The following is a 16,832-nucleotide window of genomic DNA, read 5'->3' on the forward strand; positions in this document are numbered from 1 at the left end:
CCTGTTAAACAGGGGCTTCATCAACGAATCTATCACCAGCATCGGTCTGCGCAGAGAAGAAACCTTAGAACGGTTTCGGCGCGAAGCCTGTCATCTCTTTTAAACCCATCTCGCGCCCCAGTGCCGTCATCGGGTGCACCACCACCAAACCGCGAACGCTTTTCTTCAACGTCCCCATATCGGCTTGCTCTTTTTTAGTGATCGCACGTTTGAAAGGCAGGTTCGCCAGTTTCTGTGCTTCTTTGCTGAGCTTCTGTTCTCTCACGTTACGCAGGCGCTCGATTTCAGCCGTTAGCTTCTCGCAGGCCTCCAGATTGAGGGCGATTGCTTCAGCATCACCTTGTTCCAGCAGCGTGGTCTGCTTACGCGTCAGCTTATCCAGTTGGTCGCTAAGGCGCTTGATCTCTGCTTTTTCCTGCTCTTTCATAAAAGATAACCTATATAACGGGAGAATAATGCGGGGCACAGCATACACTATACGCTAAATAATTCGAGTTGCGTGAAGGCGGGAACTGCACTCCCCCCCGGAACTTACTCGGGTAAGTGGCTGAGTTGAGTAAGACCAGCCGCCACCCATATGCCGCTTGAAGAATGGCAAGTATAAGCGCCTGACATGACGCAGTGACGCAATATAGCGGAATGGGATTAAAATGCCTTTTTCAGACTGATTTGCGCAATCAATGTGGTCAGGGAGAGCACCAGCGTGGAACGCACCATCTGCTGATAACGCTGTCGCTGCATACTCACCAGAAGCGGATCGGCGGCGTCTGCCCCCGGCGGCAAAGCGGGTTCTGTAGGCAACGCCGCAACGCAGTGCAGTTCTCCGATAGGCCCCAGAATTTCATCATCGGTAAAACGGTAATGCCGATCGTCATGTGCCAGCTCTTCGCCCAGCGCCATTAACAGTTCCGCATCTTCGTACTCTTTACGGCTGATCATTCCCAGCCCATAAATCAGTTTCAGGCGCACGGAAAGGTCGCCCAGTGGACCCGTTCCCGTCATCAGGGGTTCAACGGCATATTTCACCGCATAATCATCTTTACGGAACACCTGCAACATCAGGATACTGACCGCTTCAGCCAGCAATTCGACGGCGCAGAGCATAAAGTCGCGCACGGTCTTCCCTGAGTTCAGCGCTTCCAGAACCCGGTTTTCAAACGCCTGTGTTTCTTCCATCGTCACTTCTCGACCCTTTAACCCCGCCCACAGCATCCCCTATCTCGGCAGCATGCTTACCGGCAGGTGTGGCGACATCCTATCCCCGACGTCGCCCGTATACCTTACACCGTGTCGAAAAGACCACACCTGCCTGATGACGAGACACGCCGATTACTGCATGGCGTTATACACATTCACTGCTTGCGCGACAACCTCGCTGTCAGCATCCAGACCAGAAATCTGCACCAGCGCCGCCTGCGGCCCCTGAGTACGGATTAACTCTGCCAGTTCCAGTGCCTGCGGATCCTGTTCACTGCGATAGTGCATCGCGGCAGCAATGCCGGTAATCAGGTTGTCATGCGGCAAATGGTATTCCAGCGTGCCGAGCAGCGGCTTAATCAAACGGTCGCCTGCACTCAGCTTGCGCAGCGGCTGACGGCCAACGCGTTCGACATCATCGTGTAGATGCGGGTTTTCAAAGCGGCTGAGAATCTTGTTGATATAGGCAGCGTGCTTCTCCGCATCAAAACCGTAGCGTTTGATGAGTACCGCGCCGCTCTCTTCCATTGCGCCTTTGACCACGGCTCTGACTTTCGGGTCGAGAATCGCATCGCGAATCGTCTGATGACGCGCCTGCTGGCCGAGGTAGGCCGTAATCGCATGGCCCGTGTTCAGCGTGAAGAGCTTACGCTCGACAAATGCCATTAGGTTGTCGGTCAGTTCCATACCGGGAATCGCTGGCGGCTCACCGCAGAACTGGGTTTTATCGACAATCCATTCGCTGAAGGTTTCTACCGTCACCGCCAGCACATCGTCGCTACCGGCTTCGGAAGGAGGAACGATGCGATCCACGGCGGAATCCACGAATCCCACATGCTCAACCACCCATTCCTGATGGCCTTCCGGCAGCAGTTTCAACACATGCTGTTTTAACTGGCTGGTGCCACGCACCATATTTTCACAGGCAATAATGTTCAACGGCCGGGTATTACCGTCGTTATGACGCTTAACCAGCCCCTGAGCGATAGTTCCGGCGATTTTTTCCAGAATCTGCGGCCCCACAGCGGTCGTCACCAAATCGGCCACGGCAATCAGCGCGACGGCATCCTGGCTGCCGCTGTGAACAGCACTAACGTTGCTAACGGTATCAACCTGCGTGTTATCGCCGACAATCCGCACCGTATAGCTTGTACGGCTGTTCAGGGCATCCAACAGCGGCTGATTGACGTCAGCGAATGTCAGTTCGACGTTGGCATCGGCCAACAATTTCCCAATAAACCCACGGCCAATATTACCCGCGCCAAAATGTAATGCTTTCATGAGAAATAACCTTAAAAAAACATAAAAAGAGGCCGCCCGCAGGCGGCCCTAGCCACATCAATTAGGCACTCTTTTTACCGGAGAGTAAGTCGAGTACTTCCTGAACATCCTGGGTCTGTGCCAGACGTTCAATGACGGCATCATCATCCAGCGCGTTGGTCAGACTGGTGATGACCTGAATATGTTCGTTGTTGCGAGCGGCAATACCGATAACCAGACGCGCAACTTCATCTTCTTCATCGCCAAAGCGAACGCCTTCAGGATATTGGCAGAAAACAACACCCGTTTTCAGCACGCGGTCTTTCGCTTCAATCGTGCCGTGCGGCACAGCAATCGACTCGCCCAGATAGGTAGAGGTCAGCTTTTCACGTTCCAGCATCGCTTCAACATACGCAGGCTCGACATAGCCGCCTTTCACCAGTTGCTCACCAGCGAAACGGATTGCCTGCTCTTTGTCTGTCGCATGCTGATTCAGGAACACATTGCCTGCACCCAGTTGGAACAGGTTAGTCTGTGCGTCGGCTACAGCAGGCGCTGGCGTCGCGACGGGTTCAGACTTCACGGCACCCTGTGCTGCGTTAAGACGCGCTACCAGATCGCTATACAGACCGCTATCAAGGAAGTTGGTCAGCGAAATGTGCTGTGCCTGCGGCGCATGACGCATCGCACGCTCGGTCAGGTCGCGGTGCGTAATCACCAGATCGACATCGTCCGGCAGACTATTGATCGCGCTGTTAGTCACCGAAATGTTGGTCAGCCCGGCATCCTGAACTTTCTTGCGCAGCACACCAGCACCCATCGCGCTAGAGCCCATACCGGCGTCACACGCTACGATGATTTTACGAACGGTGCTCATATCACCGCTGACACCAGCGTTAGTCGCCGTGCCTTTAGAAGACGCTTTCATTTCCTGCATGCGGCGCGTTGCGTCGCTCAGGTCTTCTTCTTTTTGCTTGGTGCTTTTCAACAGAATTGCCGACACGATGAAGGACACCGCGAAAGCTGCTGCAATGGCTGCGAGGTTAGCGAAGTAAGCGCCTTTTGGCGTCATTGCCAGCACCGCCAGAATGGAGCCCGGAGACGCAGGAGAAACCAAGCCGCCGCCCAGCACGCTCAGCGTAAACACGCCGGTCATCCCGCCCAGAATCACCGCAATAATCAGACGCGGATTCATCAGCACATAAGGGAAGTAGATTTCGTGAATCCCGCCCAGGAAGTGGATAATCGCCGCACCTGGTGCTGACTCTTTCGCGTTACCACGACCGAAGAACATGTACGCCATCAGCACGCCCATACCCGGGCCTGGGTTCGCTTCGATCAGGAAGAAAATAGATTTGCCGGTTTCCGTCGCCTGCTGAATGCCCAGCGGTGAGAAGATACCGTGGTTAATGGCGTTGTTCAGGAACAGAATTTTCGCCGGTTCAACGAAGATAGACGTAAACGGCAGCAGGTTGTTCTGTACCATCAGGTTAACGCCGGAAGCCAGCACCTGAGAGAAGACTTCAACCAGCGGACCAATTGCCAAAAACGACAGGATTGCCAACAACATACCGATAATACCGGCAGAGAAGTTGTTGACCAGCATTTCAAAGCCGCTCTTGATTTTACCGTCGACCATGCGGTCAAAACGTTTGATCGCCCAGCCGCCCAACGGGCCCACAATCATGGCGCCGAGGAACATCGGGATATCGGTCCCGACGATCACACCCATCGTCGTAATAGCACCGACCACACCGCCACGCTCACCGAATACCAGACGTCCGCCGGTATAACCAATCAGCAATGGCAGCAAATAGGTAATCATCGGACCGACGAGTTTCGCCAATGTTTCATTGGGGAACCAGCCAGTAGGGATAAACAGCGCGGTAATAATACCCCAGGCGATAAATGCGCCAATGTTGGGCATCACCATATTACTGAGGAAGCGACCAAAGTTTTGCACCTTGATCTTAATATCTGGTGAAAGCATAAAAACACACCCCTATTGAAACGCGCTGACAATAAGAGCGCGTGGTAATTATCGTGAGACGGCGTGGCAATAAAAACACCGATTACCACAAGAAGACTTCCGTCATTATTACTGTATGCAGCGCGGACTCTAACACGCTGTTTTCATACCGCAACTCCATGGCGGTAACGTGACAAAAATCACACAACCACCCTACATCAACGATACAAATAGGTGATTTACTTCACAAAAAACCGTTAAAAATGAAAAACTAAACAGATTTTTAGACAAATACTGCATCTTATATGTGATTCACATCACATTTTATAGACCTGTATTTGTTTTATTTATGTGATGTTAATCACAATTTATTTTCACCCTCTCACCAGCCACGCGCATCTTATCCAGAATACCTCTCTGCCCTATCGTATCGCTAAAGCGTCGGGGCACGACGCGGTTAGGGATAATTCACGCCGATTATTCCTCTGAGCGCATTCATTAAATTCTGCTGCTGTAGAGGTAGCGCTGCCACCATGCTGTTATATTGCGCCACCTGTTGCGGCGTACGGAATTGCACAGACGAGCCATTAAACACAGCCTGATCGCCCTGAGCCTGAAGGAAATCGCCGATCTGGATCAGGCTCTGTGCGAAGGCAATCGCATTCGGAGTGGCGGGTAACAGCGCATTGGTAGGCTGTATTACCGTGCGTGCATACAACCGCTCATAGGGTATTTGCACTTCTTCGGGCTGTTTTAGCAGCCGATGGGCGTTGTCCGCCTGCACTTTCGCCGCCTGCACATGCTGGCTCAACAGGTTCATTGCTCCGATAGATTGGCGAAGATCATCACGCTGCGTCAGATAGTCTTTAGGGACTCGAATACGGGAAATTTGTCCCAGCATCGGCGTCAAACTGCCGGACACGGCCTGATTAAACTGCTGAGAAAAGGTGGTTAAAATCGCGTAGTCGTTGGTGAAATTGCCAAAATTCTTCTTCTGCTCTTCCGTCAGTGTCGGCAATTTCCCATCCTGCTGCGACTGTACGCTTTGCAGGAATGCAACGAATGCCTTCCGCTGATCGGCTTCGCTGTCACCACAGGCAGCCAACTGCAATGCCGCCAGAATAACCAGAACTGGCAATAGCCAGCGTGAACGGTACGTCATCAGCCTTCTCATTCCCTACTCCTGTTATGCTTACTGCCCCGCCAGCCGTGCTTTATTCAGACAAAAACACGCTGACGACGGATTTTCCATGACAAGATTTTCTACGACATAAGCATAGTCGAATCAGGCTGGCTGTGCAGAAAAAGGCCAATTTCGACGTTCAAGAGAAATAAAATTTAGTATGGTTATTGTTTAATCAGACACATATTATTAAAATTGCGTTTCATCTCGCATTTTCCATCCGAATAATAATGTCGACCAAAAGATGAGGTTACTCGATAATATGAAAAAATAGATTTCAACACGAAATTATTAACAAGGTAATGAATGTCAATTTACTACCTTAAATAAAAAGCGACTCTTTTAGCACGATAGCTTTATTTTTATCTTATTTTTAACAAACGGACAATTTGACTACTCTATGCTTAGTATATTACCCCTTGATACATGGTTTTTTATTGCTATGATCCTTTTCTATTTCATTTATGGCAACTGGAATTTTACCGAGAAGAAAGCCCATGAATCACCAGGGATCCTCATTACTATAGGGATACTGGCAACTTTTTTTGGAATTGCACAGGGTCTGGCGTCATTTGATATGAATGATGTAGAAAGCAGTTTACCCACACTTATTAATGGCATCAAAACTGCATTTTCGGCCTCTGTTGCGGGTGTCGCTTGCGCATTAATTATAAAATGGCGCTATGCGTTCCGTGGTGTAAGAACAAAAAACAACCAACCAACACCAACTGATTCCACAATTGACGATATTGTTCAACACCTACAGTTTTCTACAGAGTCAATTGGACGATTGCATTATGCTATAGCAGGAAACGAAGACGCTTCTTTACTCACACAATTAAAATTAATGCGCGGCGATCAAAACGATAAACTAACCAATATCCATACTGCATTTACTGAATTTGCAAAAAACCAAACTGAAAATAACTCAAAAGCATTAATTGAAGCATTAAAAGAAGTTATTCATGACTTTAATGAAAAAATTGGTGAGCAATTTGGTGACAACTTCAAACAGTTAAATGAAGCTGTCGGTAAAATAAATGAATGGCAACAACAATACAGTCTGCAAATGCGAGAGATGATTGAGCAACAAACTCAAACAACTAAGAATATGCAGCAAGCGGTCCAATCCTTTACCGAAATAATGACACAATCCGAATCGTTTACTCAAGTTGCAAAAGATATTCATCAAACAATTGGTACAGCCTCCAGTTTAGAAAAAGGTATAGAAGAGAATCTAAAGCAATTGGCAGAATTAATTGAATCATCAAAAACAGGTATCCCTGAAATAGAAAAAGGAATCATGTCTATTATAGAGGATGTGAGAAATGGGGCTACAGCCTCTGCCACAGTCATTGGAAATAGTATTTATACTGTAACGCAAAAATTGGAATCCTCAGCAGCAGACTTTAGCAACCAGATGATAGGCAGCTCGAAAGCTATGTCCGATGCGATAAAGAATCAAAATCAGGAAATGCAAAAATCTGTTCAGCAAACAGGCAAAGAGCTACAAGAACAGACAACACGCCTTTCTCAAGATCTCACTAAATATATGCAACAACACAATGAAGATGTCACAAATAACATTGTCGAACTGAATAGAAAAACAGAACATAGCCTCCATTCGGTAACGAAAACATTGGAATCCTCAGCGTCAGACTTTAGCAACCAGATGATAGGCAGCTCGAAAGCTATGTCCGATGCGATAAAAAATCAAAATCAGGAAATGCAAAAATCTGTTCAGCAAACAGGAACAGAGCTACAAGAACAGATAACACGCCTTTCTCAAGATCTCACTAAATATATGCAGCGACATAATGAAGATGTCACAAATAATATTGTTGAACTAAATAAAAAAACAGAACAACAGGTTCAAACATTGGATGCAGCTTTAGCTGCTGCGTTGAAGAAATCTCTCGATGGCCTCGGACAACAATTAGGATCGCTATCCTCAAAATTTGTAAATGATTATGAGCCTCTGACAGAAAGGCTAAGAGATGTGGTGCGTCTATCAGAGAGTCTTAGGAGATAACAAATGAATAACCCATTATTAGCTCGCCCAAAAGCAGATAAAGAGGATTTTTGGATCAGCCTAAGTGATTTAATGACCTCCCTGATGATGATATTTTTACTTATCTCCGTTGTCTATATGATAAAAGTACAAGAGATGATTAAAATTCCATCAGTATATAAGGATACCCTACAGGGGCTTGGTCAAGCTTTACAACACGAATTCAAGGACGATCTAAAACGTTGGCACGCAACAATCGACGAAGATCTAACAGTACGGTTCCAGGAACCAAATATTTTATTCACGACCAGCTCCTCTGAGCTAAAGCCGGAATTTAAAAGTATCTTAGATGATTTTATTCCTCGCTATCTTGGCATTATGACTGATAAAAAATATATCGATAACATCGAGGAGATACGTATTGAGGGACATACATCAACGATGTGGAGAACAGGCGTAAGTGAAAACGACGCTTATTTCCATAACATGGAACTGTCTCAGTCAAGAACTCGAACAACTCTATCATATATTATGAATATGCCTGCAGTTTCAGACTCTAAAAGTACCTTAATTTGGTTTAAAAACCATGTTCGAGCTATTGGATTTTCTTCAGCAAAGCCTATTGATGTAGAGGGTAAAATAATTACATCTTCCACTCAAGTGGAAGACAGTGCACGTTCTCAACGTGTGGAATTCCGCGTCCGCACTAATGTTGAACGCCAGGTAGCTAATATTGTCGAAAAAGGGAAAAAATCATAATGGACTCTTTTTCTGTATCTCAGTTACCTAATTTCTTGGAGTGGGCGCTATTTAATAACCTACGTAGGGAGATGAAAGCAGAAATTATACCACCAATTACCGATATAAAAATGGACGCCCTTAATTTGAATGAAATACTGTCAACAACAGGAAAAGATGTTGATATACGAGATATTAAAATTGAAAATAACAACACGATTACTTATGCAGGTAATCGTGTTATTCTTCATATAAGAGACATTTCATCCTATAGTGGAAAAACGACAACGACATTACCAAAATATCATCTGGCAAACTGTAGAAAACTCAAGGAAATGTGGGGAAATAATAAAAGCGGACGATACGTTGTTGCCACTCGCAGCGATGGGCTTTTTATCATAAAATCACGTAACATTGATAAAACAGAATGGGTTACCAGAGAAGAAAAACTAAACGTCTGCAAATGCTGTCTTGATGAATTAAATTGGAAAAACTACTCCAAAAAATACCGGGATAGAGAGAATATTTACTCCACCTTTGACCTGAAGGAGTTTTTTAGCGTTTATCCAAACTCAGCAACAACGTATCATGCCGAGCATAATGACATTACCGCTCCAATTAATGATTACTCTAAGGATTTTAATATAATATCAAAACAATACCGAGAGTCAGTTAAGTGGCGATGTGAAATGTGCGATATAAACCTTGAACGTAGAGATTTAAATAAATTTCTACACGTCCACCACCGTGATGGACAAAAGAATAATAATAATAAAAACAATCTACAGGCACTTTGTATTGAATGCCATTCAAATCAGAACAATCACGGGCATATGAAAAACACCCCACAGCTAATATCATTTATTCAAATAAAAAATGATATGGCCTTCGCTGCAAGTTAAACGATCTTTCCCCGGACTCGCTTTTCAGACCGGGGAAAGATTACGCTATCACCGTTATTGCAGGACGGAAATATCTGCAACCTGCAAGAACAGTTCGCGCAGTTGGCTCAGCAGCGTCAGGCGGTTCACTCGAACCTGCTCATCTTCCGCCATGACCATCACCTGATCGAAGAACGCATCAACAGGCTCACGCAGTGAGGCCAGCTCAACCAGCGCTTCCTGATAGCGACCTTCAGCGAACAGCGGCGTCAGTTTGTCGCGCAGCACGACAAGGTGCGTGGCCAGCGTAATTTCCGCCGCGTCTTTCAATACGGCAGCGTTGACGCTCTCGTTCAGCGTATCGGTAGACTTCGCCAAAATGTTGGAAACGCGCTTGTTAGCCGCTGCCAGCGCCGCGGCGGCATCCAGCGAACGGAAGTGGCTGACGGCTTTCACGCGAGCATCGAAATCTGCCGGACGAGTTGGACGACGCGCCAATACCGCCTGAATGGTATCCACGCTGTGACCTTCTTCCTGATACCAGGCACGGAAGCGACCGAGCATGAACTCAATCACGTCATCCACAACCTTGGCATTAGACAGCTTATCGCCATACAAACGCACCGCTTCTTCGGTCAGCGTCTGCAAATCCAGCGGCAGACGTTTTTCGACGATGATGCGCAGCACACCGAGGGCGGCACGACGCAACGCAAACGGGTCTTTGTCGCCTTTCGGGTGTTGGCCGATGCCAAAAATCCCTGCCAGCGAATCCATTTTGTCGGCAATCGCCAGCGCACAGGCCACCGCAGAAGACGGCAACTCGTCACCCGCAAAGCGCGGCTGATACTGCTCATTCAACGCAACAGCAACATCTTCCGCTTCGCCATCATGACGCGCATAGTGCATCCCCATCACGCCCTGCGTGTCGGTAAATTCGAACACCATGTTGGTCATCAGGTCACACTTGGACAGCAGACCCGCACGCGTCGCGTGATTCACATCAGCACCAATCTGACCAGCAACCCAGCCAGCCAGCGCCTGAATACGGTCAGTTTTGTCGCGCAATGAACCTAACTGCTGCTGGAACAAGACGGTTTCCAGACGCGGCAGGTGATCTTCCAAACGCTTCTTACGGTCGGTATTGAAGAAGAATTCGGCGTCAGCCAGACGCGGGCGCACCACTTTTTCGTTACCGGAAATAATCTGCTGCGGATCTTTGGATTCGATATTGGCAACAAAGATGAAGTTTGGTAGCAGATTGCCGCTGTTGTCGTAAACCGGGAAATATTTCTGGTCACCTTTCATGGTGTAAACCAGCGCTTCGGACGGCACAGCGAGGAATTTTTCTTCAAATTTCGCGGTCAGCACCACTGGCCATTCCACCAGCGAGGTGACTTCTTCCAGCAGGCTGTCGCTCAGATCGGCGTTGCCGCCAATCTTGCGTGCGGCCTCTTCTGCATCAGCTTTGATTTTCGCTTTACGCGCATCGTAGTCGGCGACGACTTTACCGCGCTCCAGCAGAATCTGCGGATACTGTTCGGCGTTATCGATCGTAAATTCAGCTTCACCCATAAAGCGGTGGCCGCGAATAGTACGAGCGGAATCGATACCCAATACCTGACCGGGGATCAGTTCTTCACCCAGCAGCATGGTTACCGTGTGCACCGGACGCACAAACTGCGTTTCTTTGTCGCTCCAGCGCATCAATTTTGGAATCGGCAGCTTCGATAATGCGGTGCTTACCATGCCAGCCAGCAGCGCCTGTGCCTGTTCGCCTTTCGCGTGAGCGCGATACAGCAGCCACTCGCCTTTGTCGGTCGTCAAACGTTCAGCTTGCTCAACGGTGATACCACAGCCACGCGCCCAGCCTTCTGCAGCTTTGGTCGGTTTGCCTTCAGCATCAAACGCTTGTGAAATCGCCGGACCGCGTTTTTCTACTTCACGATCGGGCTGAGAAGCGCTTAAGCGTGCCACTTTCAGCGCCAGACGGCGCGGCGCGGCAAACCAGCTTACGTCACCGTGTGCCAGATTGGCGGCATCCAGCTCCGCCGTGAAATTCGCGGCAAAGGATTCTGCCAGATTACGGAGAGCCTTCGGCGGCAGCTCTTCCGTGCCAATTTCCACCAGAAAAGTCTTGTCAGTCATCGCTGCCTCTTAGCTCTCTTTCTTATTACACATCGGGAAACCCAGCGCCTCACGCGAGGCATAATAGGCTTCCGCAACCGCTTTGGTCAGGGTACGAATACGCAGAATGTAGCGCTGGCGTTCGGTAACCGAGATCGCTTTACGCGCATCCAACAGGTTAAAGCTGTGCGCCGCTTTCAGAATGCGTTCGTAAGCCGGTAAAGGCAGCGGTTTTTCCAGCGCCAGCAGGTGCTGCGCTTCTTTCTCATATTGCTCGAAGCAGCTGAACAGGAAATCGACATCAGCGTGTTCAAAGTTGTAGGTCGATTGCTCGACTTCGTTTTGATGGAACACGTCGCCGTAGGTGGTTTTCCCTAACGGGCCATCGCTCCAGACCAGATCGTAAACGCTATCAACGCCCTGAATGTACATCGCCAGACGTTCCAGACCGTAGGTGATCTCGCCCGTCACCGGTTTACATTCCAAACCGCCAACCTGCTGGAAGTAGGTAAACTGCGTGACTTCCATACCGTTCAGCCAGACTTCCCAGCCCAGGCCCCATGCGCCCAGCGTTGGGTTTTCCCAGTTGTCTTCCACGAAGCGGATATCGTGAATGGTCGGATCCATGCCCAGCTCTTTCAGAGAACCGAGATACAGCTCCTGAATGTTTTCCGGTGATGGCTTAATGACGACCTGAAACTGGTAATAGTGCTGTAAGCGGTTCGGGTTTTCACCGTAGCGTCCATCGGTCGGACGACGAGAAGGCTGCACATAGGCGGCAGCCATCGGCTCCGGTCCCAGTGCCCGCAGGCAGGTCATAGGGTGTGAAGTGCCTGCGCCGACTTCCATGTCCAATGGTTGAACAATGGTGCAGCCCTGGCGAGCCCAATAATCCTGTAACGTCAGGATCAGGCCCTGGAAGGTCTTGGTATCAAACTTTTGCATGTTGGATTCGCGCGCGATACAAGTGGATTTATAAGGAATGCGCCAGTATACCCTCTGACCGCAAGATATACAGCCAGAATGCGGCAACAAGTGCAAATCCCCCGTCATCATCTTTCAAATTTCAGGATCAGCCTGAAAAAACGGTCTGCAACATCTTCAGGCTCAGCAGCAACAACAGCGCGGCAAAGGCCTTTTTCAGCGTCGCCACAGGCAGACGGTGCGCCAGACGAGCACCAACGGGCGCTGTGAAGAAGCTGACGGCAGAAATCAGGATAACAGCGGGCAGAGACACATAGCCGACGCTGTAGTCAGGTAATCCCGTCGTCGACCAGCCGTTGATCATGTATCCCAGCGCGCCGGCAAGGGCAATGGGTAACCCCACAGCCGCCGATGTGCCAATCGCCTGCTGAATACGGACGTTACACCACGTCAGGAACGGCACAGTGAGCGACCCGCCGCCGATAGCCACGAGCGCCGAAATGCTGCCAATCACCAATCCCGCCAGCGAAATGCCTGCCGTACCGGGCAACTGGCGCTGCGGCTTTGGCTTGATATTCAGCACCATTTGCAGCGCAACGTAGGCCATAAAGCAGGAGAAAAAGATCGCCAGCGCCCGCGTCGGTAACAGCGTCGCCAGCCAGGTGGCCGCGAATGTCCCGATCAGGATGGCAGGCGTAATCCGCATCACCACAGGCCACAGCACCGCCTGATGTTGATGATGGGTACGCAGGCTGGAAATTGCCGTGACGACGATGGCCGCCATTGACGTTCCCAACGCCAGATGCACCAGATGCGTATTCTCCACGCCCTGTGCAGCAAACAGCGCCGTTAGCACTGGCACCATAATGCCGCCACCGCCAATGCCCAATAACCCCGCCATAAAACCGACGACCGCGCCTAATGCCAGATAGGCCGCTACCCACTCTACTGCCATTCCCTGTACCCCTGTCTCTGTCTATGCTTTTCTTATGATCGATTAAACAGCCGTGAGCGAATAAATAGATAACCCTGAGCTGTTGGCAAAACATTATTCATGATTCCACGACGACTTTCTGCCCCATCCGCAAACGACCTTTCATATCTGCGAGCACGCCCGCAAAACACTGGTTGCATATACAGCAACATAAGTGCCATGATCGAATCCTACTTGCGACAGACCGCCTTACAATGAACGGCTCACCCTAATCAGGAGAAAGGTATGCAACGCTGCGGCTGGGTTACACAAGACACCTTATATCAGGATTACCACGATAACGAGTGGGGGAAACCCTGCACCGATAGCCAGAAGCTGTTTGAGTTACTGTGTCTGGAGGGTCAGCAAGCGGGTCTTTCCTGGATTACCGTCCTGAAAAAACGCGAACACTATCGCCGTTGCTTCCACCAGTTCAACCCTGAGCAAGTGGCACAGATGACGCAGGATGACGTGGATCGGCTGGTGCAGGACAGCAGCATTATCCGCCATCGCGGAAAAATCGAGGCGATTATCACCAATGCAAAAGCGTGGGTGGCGATGGAAAGTCAGGGAGAGAGCTTCTCGCACTTCATTTGGTCTTTCGTCGAACACCAACCGCGTCTCAATCAACCCGCTTCGCTCGCAGAAGTACCCGCTAAAACCGACGTTTCAGATGCCATGTCCAAGGCCCTGAAGAAACGCGGCTTCAAATTTATCGGCTCAACCATCTGTTATGCCTTCATGCAGGCAGGTGGATTGGTTAATGACCATGTGACTGAGTGCTTTTGTCATCAGGAAAGCACTTCATGATTCGACCTTACCGCGACCCCGATCTTGCCCCGCTGATGCAGCTTTGGCTAAAGAGCACCACGCTGGCGCATCCGTTTATTCGTGAAGGTTTATTCATGAAGATAACGGGCGAGAAAGTGCCAGCGCGGTACGTGAAATCTATATTCCCCAGTCGCAAACCTGGGTTTATGAGGAGCAAGGGAGCCTCATCGGCTTTATCAGCGTGCTGGAGGCACGGTTCATCGGCGCGCTGTTTGTGGAACAAGCCTATTATGGAAAGCAGATTGGTACCGCGCTGATCCAGCATGTTCAGGCGCAGTTTCCCTTACTCAGTCTGGAAGTGTATCAGCAGAATACGCGCGCCTGTCGGTTCTACCATAAGCAGGGATTTGTCATCGTGGAGGAAAACGTCAATCAGGATACACAGGCCACCGCACTGATCATGCAGTGGGCGAACGAGGGAGCAGCCAATGCCACTCCCTCCGGTTCAATCGATCATCTCTGAGTCATCAACTCAACGGGATATCAGAACGTTGTCCAGTTATCGTTCCCGTTATCCCGCGACGCGAGCGTCGGCAGGCGAGGCGCTGCCTTGTTGCCCGAATTCCGGTTGCCGGTGTTCGATCCTTGCAGTCTTGGCAGACCGGCAACATCTGAATCAGAGATGCGGAAAACCGACATCAGTTTTGCCAGCTTCGAGGCCTGTTCCTGCAATGAATTCGCCGCGGCAGAGGATTCGCTCACCATAGAGGCATTCTGCTGAATAGTGGTATCCATTTCGGCCACCGCGCTGCCGATTTGTGCAATACCACGGCTCTGCTCATCCGATGCGGAGGAAATTTCTCCCATGATGTCATTCACGCGGCTCACGGAAGCCACAATGTCATCCATCGTCGTTCCCGCCTGAGAAACCAGCTCAGTTCCCGTATCCACGCGCGAAACCGATTCTGAAATAAGGCTTTCGATCTCTTTTGCCGCCTGTGAACTGCGCTGAGCAAGGCTACGAACTTCACTGGCGACTACCGCGAAGCCTCGCCCTTGTTCACCGGCTCGGGCCGCTTCCACCGCGGCGTTCAACGCCAGAATATTGGTTTGGAAAGCAATGCTATTAATCACCGTCGTGATATCAGAGATCTTCTTCGAGCTCCCTGAAATATCACTCATGGTATTAATCACGCGGTTAATAATATCCCCGCCGCGGTTGGCATTGGTTGAGGCTTCTCCGGCAATCTGGCTAGCATGTCGGGCATTATCGGCGTTGTTCTTCACGGTAGCCGTTAACTCTTCCATGCTGGCTGCCGTTTCTACAATCGCCGCTGATTGCTGCTCGGTACGCGATGACAAATCATTATTGCCCGATGCGATGTCAGAAGAAGCGCTCTCAACGCTGTACACGCTCTGACGAATATCAGTCATTAAATGACGTAATTTCTCCGTCATCACCATCATGGCCGTCGTTAATTGCCCCAGCTCATCATGCCGTTCCACCGTGACATTCGCTGAAAGATCGCCACCCGCAATCCGTTCCGCCAGTTTCAGGTTGGTGATAATGGGTCGGGTAATTTGTCGAGTGACAGACCATGCGATCAATAAACCGAATACGATGGCAATCGCCCCTAAAATCAGCGTTTGCAGCACGGAGCTATTGATAATGTCATCATTCTTCGCGCCGAGCTTTTGCAGAATACTGCCGATATCGCTCGTCATTCTGTCTCCGGTTGCCCGGAATTTAACATCTGTGGTTTTTAACTGCCCCAACTGCGCGTAATACTGCTCTGCCGTTTGATGATAATTTTCAAATGCTTGCCAAAATGAATCCACTACGCGGCGGCGATCGCCGCTAACCGACGATGCCAGCGCATCGTAGGATGCCTTAGACTCGGCATAGACCTGCTTCTGCGCGTTAAATGCCGCTTCACTATTCTCTCTTTGTAAGGTGTAGGTGCTGTTGACCAGTTTTAGGAACAGCAGTGAGAGGGCTTCCTTCTGCATAGACAACGCAGTTTCATCCGCGCCAACCGAGAGATGGGTCATAAATGCGGTTAACGCATCGGAGGCATTCATCTGGCTGATTTTCTTTGCCGTCTCGACCACCGCATTTGCGGCCGTTTTCATGGTATTCAGATCGGTATCATAATCTGCGAAATCTTGATCAAGTTTATTAAAATCAGAGAGATATTCTGCTTCCCACGTGAGTGCTTTCGCTTTTTCTTTTTGCTGGCTTGCCTGGCTAATGTAGGTATTGAGATTCTTGATATTGTCATCCGCAAAAGTGAATGAATATTTTACCCTCGCCATTTTTGACTGATCGAGATAGTGATTCATTTCATTCAAAATTGTCGTTTTAACATACAAATCGTGGATGATAAAAAATCGTACAGCGCCAACGCCAGACGCGATCATGACCAACAACAGGACAATCCCGAAACCGCCATACAGCTTATGAGAAACCTTGAGGTTACTCATAATCCTGGTAAAAAAATGCATTTCCGCCCCCATTAAAAAACCATGTCTAAAACATCCCCGTAGATAGGGTTATCGGTTTTTCACGGTAATGCTTTACTCGAAAATGAGTGATAACAATCACAAAGGAAATATATTAATCAAATAGCAATAAAGAGACCTCGCGCCGCTCGCAGAGCACCCCACATGCGGCGGTGGCGCGTCTGTCTGCGATCGCTCATCATCCCAATCGTGCAAATCCCCCATTAATCACGGTTAACCTTGGGCAGATGCGGGGGCGGTATCGCTTGCAGTCTCTCGCCAGCTACGCGATTATTCGA

13 protein-coding genes and 1 pseudogene are annotated in these 16,832 nt (G+C 49.4%); 5 read left to right on the forward strand and 9 right to left on the reverse strand.

Going from position 1 to position 16,832, the window contains the following annotated elements; genetic code table 11:
* Window positions 1-64: 64 nt before the first annotated feature.
* The 5 genes from HP572_RS19565 to HP572_RS19585 all read right to left on the reverse strand — a co-directional run bounded on the left by HP572_RS19565 (window position 65) and on the right by HP572_RS19585 (window position 5,588).
* Window positions 65-427, reverse strand: a complete 363-nt coding sequence (locus HP572_RS19565) for a YibL family ribosome-associated protein (RefSeq protein WP_039279892.1) — start codon at window positions 425-427, stop codon at window positions 65-67.
* Window positions 428-645: 218 nt separating this feature from the next.
* Complete coding sequence (locus HP572_RS19570; RefSeq protein ID WP_141210017.1) at window positions 646-1,212, reverse strand: MltR family transcriptional regulator; 567 nt, start codon at window positions 1,210-1,212, stop codon at window positions 646-648.
* A 117-nt stretch (window positions 1,213-1,329) separates the two neighbouring features.
* Window positions 1,330-2,478 carry a mannitol-1-phosphate 5-dehydrogenase gene (locus HP572_RS19575; RefSeq protein WP_039501779.1) on the reverse strand — a complete coding sequence of 383 codons (1,149 nt, stop codon included), beginning with the start codon at window positions 2,476-2,478 and terminating at the stop codon, window positions 1,330-1,332.
* A gap of 61 nt (window positions 2,479-2,539) precedes the next feature.
* The gene (locus HP572_RS19580) at window positions 2,540-4,447 is read right to left on the reverse strand and encodes a PTS mannitol transporter subunit IICBA (protein ID WP_240584091.1); all 1,908 of its coding nucleotides are present in this window, start codon (window positions 4,445-4,447) and stop codon (window positions 2,540-2,542) included.
* Between the two features lie 436 nt (window positions 4,448-4,883).
* Entirely contained in the window at window positions 4,884-5,588 is a 705-nt protein-coding gene (locus tag HP572_RS19585; protein ID WP_240584092.1) for a DUF3053 domain-containing protein, read from the reverse strand.
* Window positions 5,589-6,009: 421 nt separating this feature from the next.
* Between HP572_RS19585 and HP572_RS19590 the strand changes: the two genes are divergently transcribed.
* Genes HP572_RS19590 through HP572_RS19600 form a run of 3 tightly spaced genes read left to right on the forward strand, consistent with a single transcriptional unit; the run spans window position 6,010 to window position 9,260 of the window.
* Complete coding sequence (locus HP572_RS19590) at window positions 6,010-7,641, forward strand: hypothetical protein (RefSeq protein ID WP_240584093.1); 1,632 nt, start codon at window positions 6,010-6,012, stop codon at window positions 7,639-7,641.
* A 3-nt stretch (window positions 7,642-7,644) separates the two neighbouring features.
* Window positions 7,645-8,379, forward strand: coding sequence for an OmpA family protein (locus tag HP572_RS19595; protein WP_240584094.1), 735 nt, complete (start codon window positions 7,645-7,647; stop codon window positions 8,377-8,379).
* The gene (locus HP572_RS19600; RefSeq protein WP_240584095.1) at window positions 8,379-9,260 is read left to right on the forward strand and encodes a hypothetical protein; all 882 of its coding nucleotides are present in this window, start codon (window positions 8,379-8,381) and stop codon (window positions 9,258-9,260) included. The genes HP572_RS19595 and HP572_RS19600 overlap by 1 nt, the downstream gene beginning before the upstream one ends.
* 54 nt (window positions 9,261-9,314) lie before the next feature.
* Here HP572_RS19600 and glyS read toward each other — a convergent pair whose 3' ends face one another.
* The 3 genes from glyS to HP572_RS19615 all read right to left on the reverse strand — a co-directional run bounded on the left by glyS (window position 9,315) and on the right by HP572_RS19615 (window position 13,242).
* Window positions 9,315-11,384: a glycine--tRNA ligase subunit beta gene (gene glyS, locus HP572_RS19605; protein WP_075278513.1), complete on the reverse strand. Its 2,070-nt coding sequence runs from the start codon at window positions 11,382-11,384 to the stop codon at window positions 9,315-9,317.
* A 9-nt stretch (window positions 11,385-11,393) separates the two neighbouring features.
* Complete coding sequence (gene glyQ / locus HP572_RS19610) at window positions 11,394-12,308, reverse strand: glycine--tRNA ligase subunit alpha (RefSeq protein WP_010296573.1); 915 nt, start codon at window positions 12,306-12,308, stop codon at window positions 11,394-11,396.
* Window positions 12,309-12,435: 127 nt separating this feature from the next.
* A complete protein-coding gene (locus HP572_RS19615; RefSeq protein WP_240584096.1) occupies window positions 12,436-13,242 on the reverse strand; it encodes a sulfite exporter TauE/SafE family protein in 807 nt (268 codons plus the stop codon).
* A 264-nt stretch (window positions 13,243-13,506) separates the two neighbouring features.
* On the opposite strand from HP572_RS19615, the gene HP572_RS19620 reads away from it, so the two are divergent.
* Together HP572_RS19620 and HP572_RS19625 are read left to right on the forward strand one after the other, a co-directional pair.
* The gene (locus tag HP572_RS19620; RefSeq protein WP_075278515.1) at window positions 13,507-14,070 is read left to right on the forward strand and encodes a DNA-3-methyladenine glycosylase I; all 564 of its coding nucleotides are present in this window, start codon (window positions 13,507-13,509) and stop codon (window positions 14,068-14,070) included.
* Window positions 14,067-14,554, forward strand: a pseudogene (locus tag HP572_RS19625) (N-acetyltransferase). The gene HP572_RS19620 and the pseudogene HP572_RS19625 overlap by 4 nt, the downstream one beginning before the upstream one ends.
* A 20-nt stretch (window positions 14,555-14,574) precedes the next feature.
* Here the strand turns inward: HP572_RS19625 and HP572_RS19630 are convergent.
* A complete protein-coding gene (locus HP572_RS19630) occupies window positions 14,575-16,536 on the reverse strand; it encodes a methyl-accepting chemotaxis protein (RefSeq protein WP_240584097.1) in 1,962 nt (653 codons plus the stop codon).
* Between the last annotated feature and the right edge of the window lie 296 nt (window positions 16,537-16,832).

This window comes from Pectobacterium sp. PL64, from assembly GCF_022477975.1.
Classification (GTDB): Bacteria; Pseudomonadota; Gammaproteobacteria; order Enterobacterales; family Enterobacteriaceae; genus Pectobacterium; species Pectobacterium jejuense.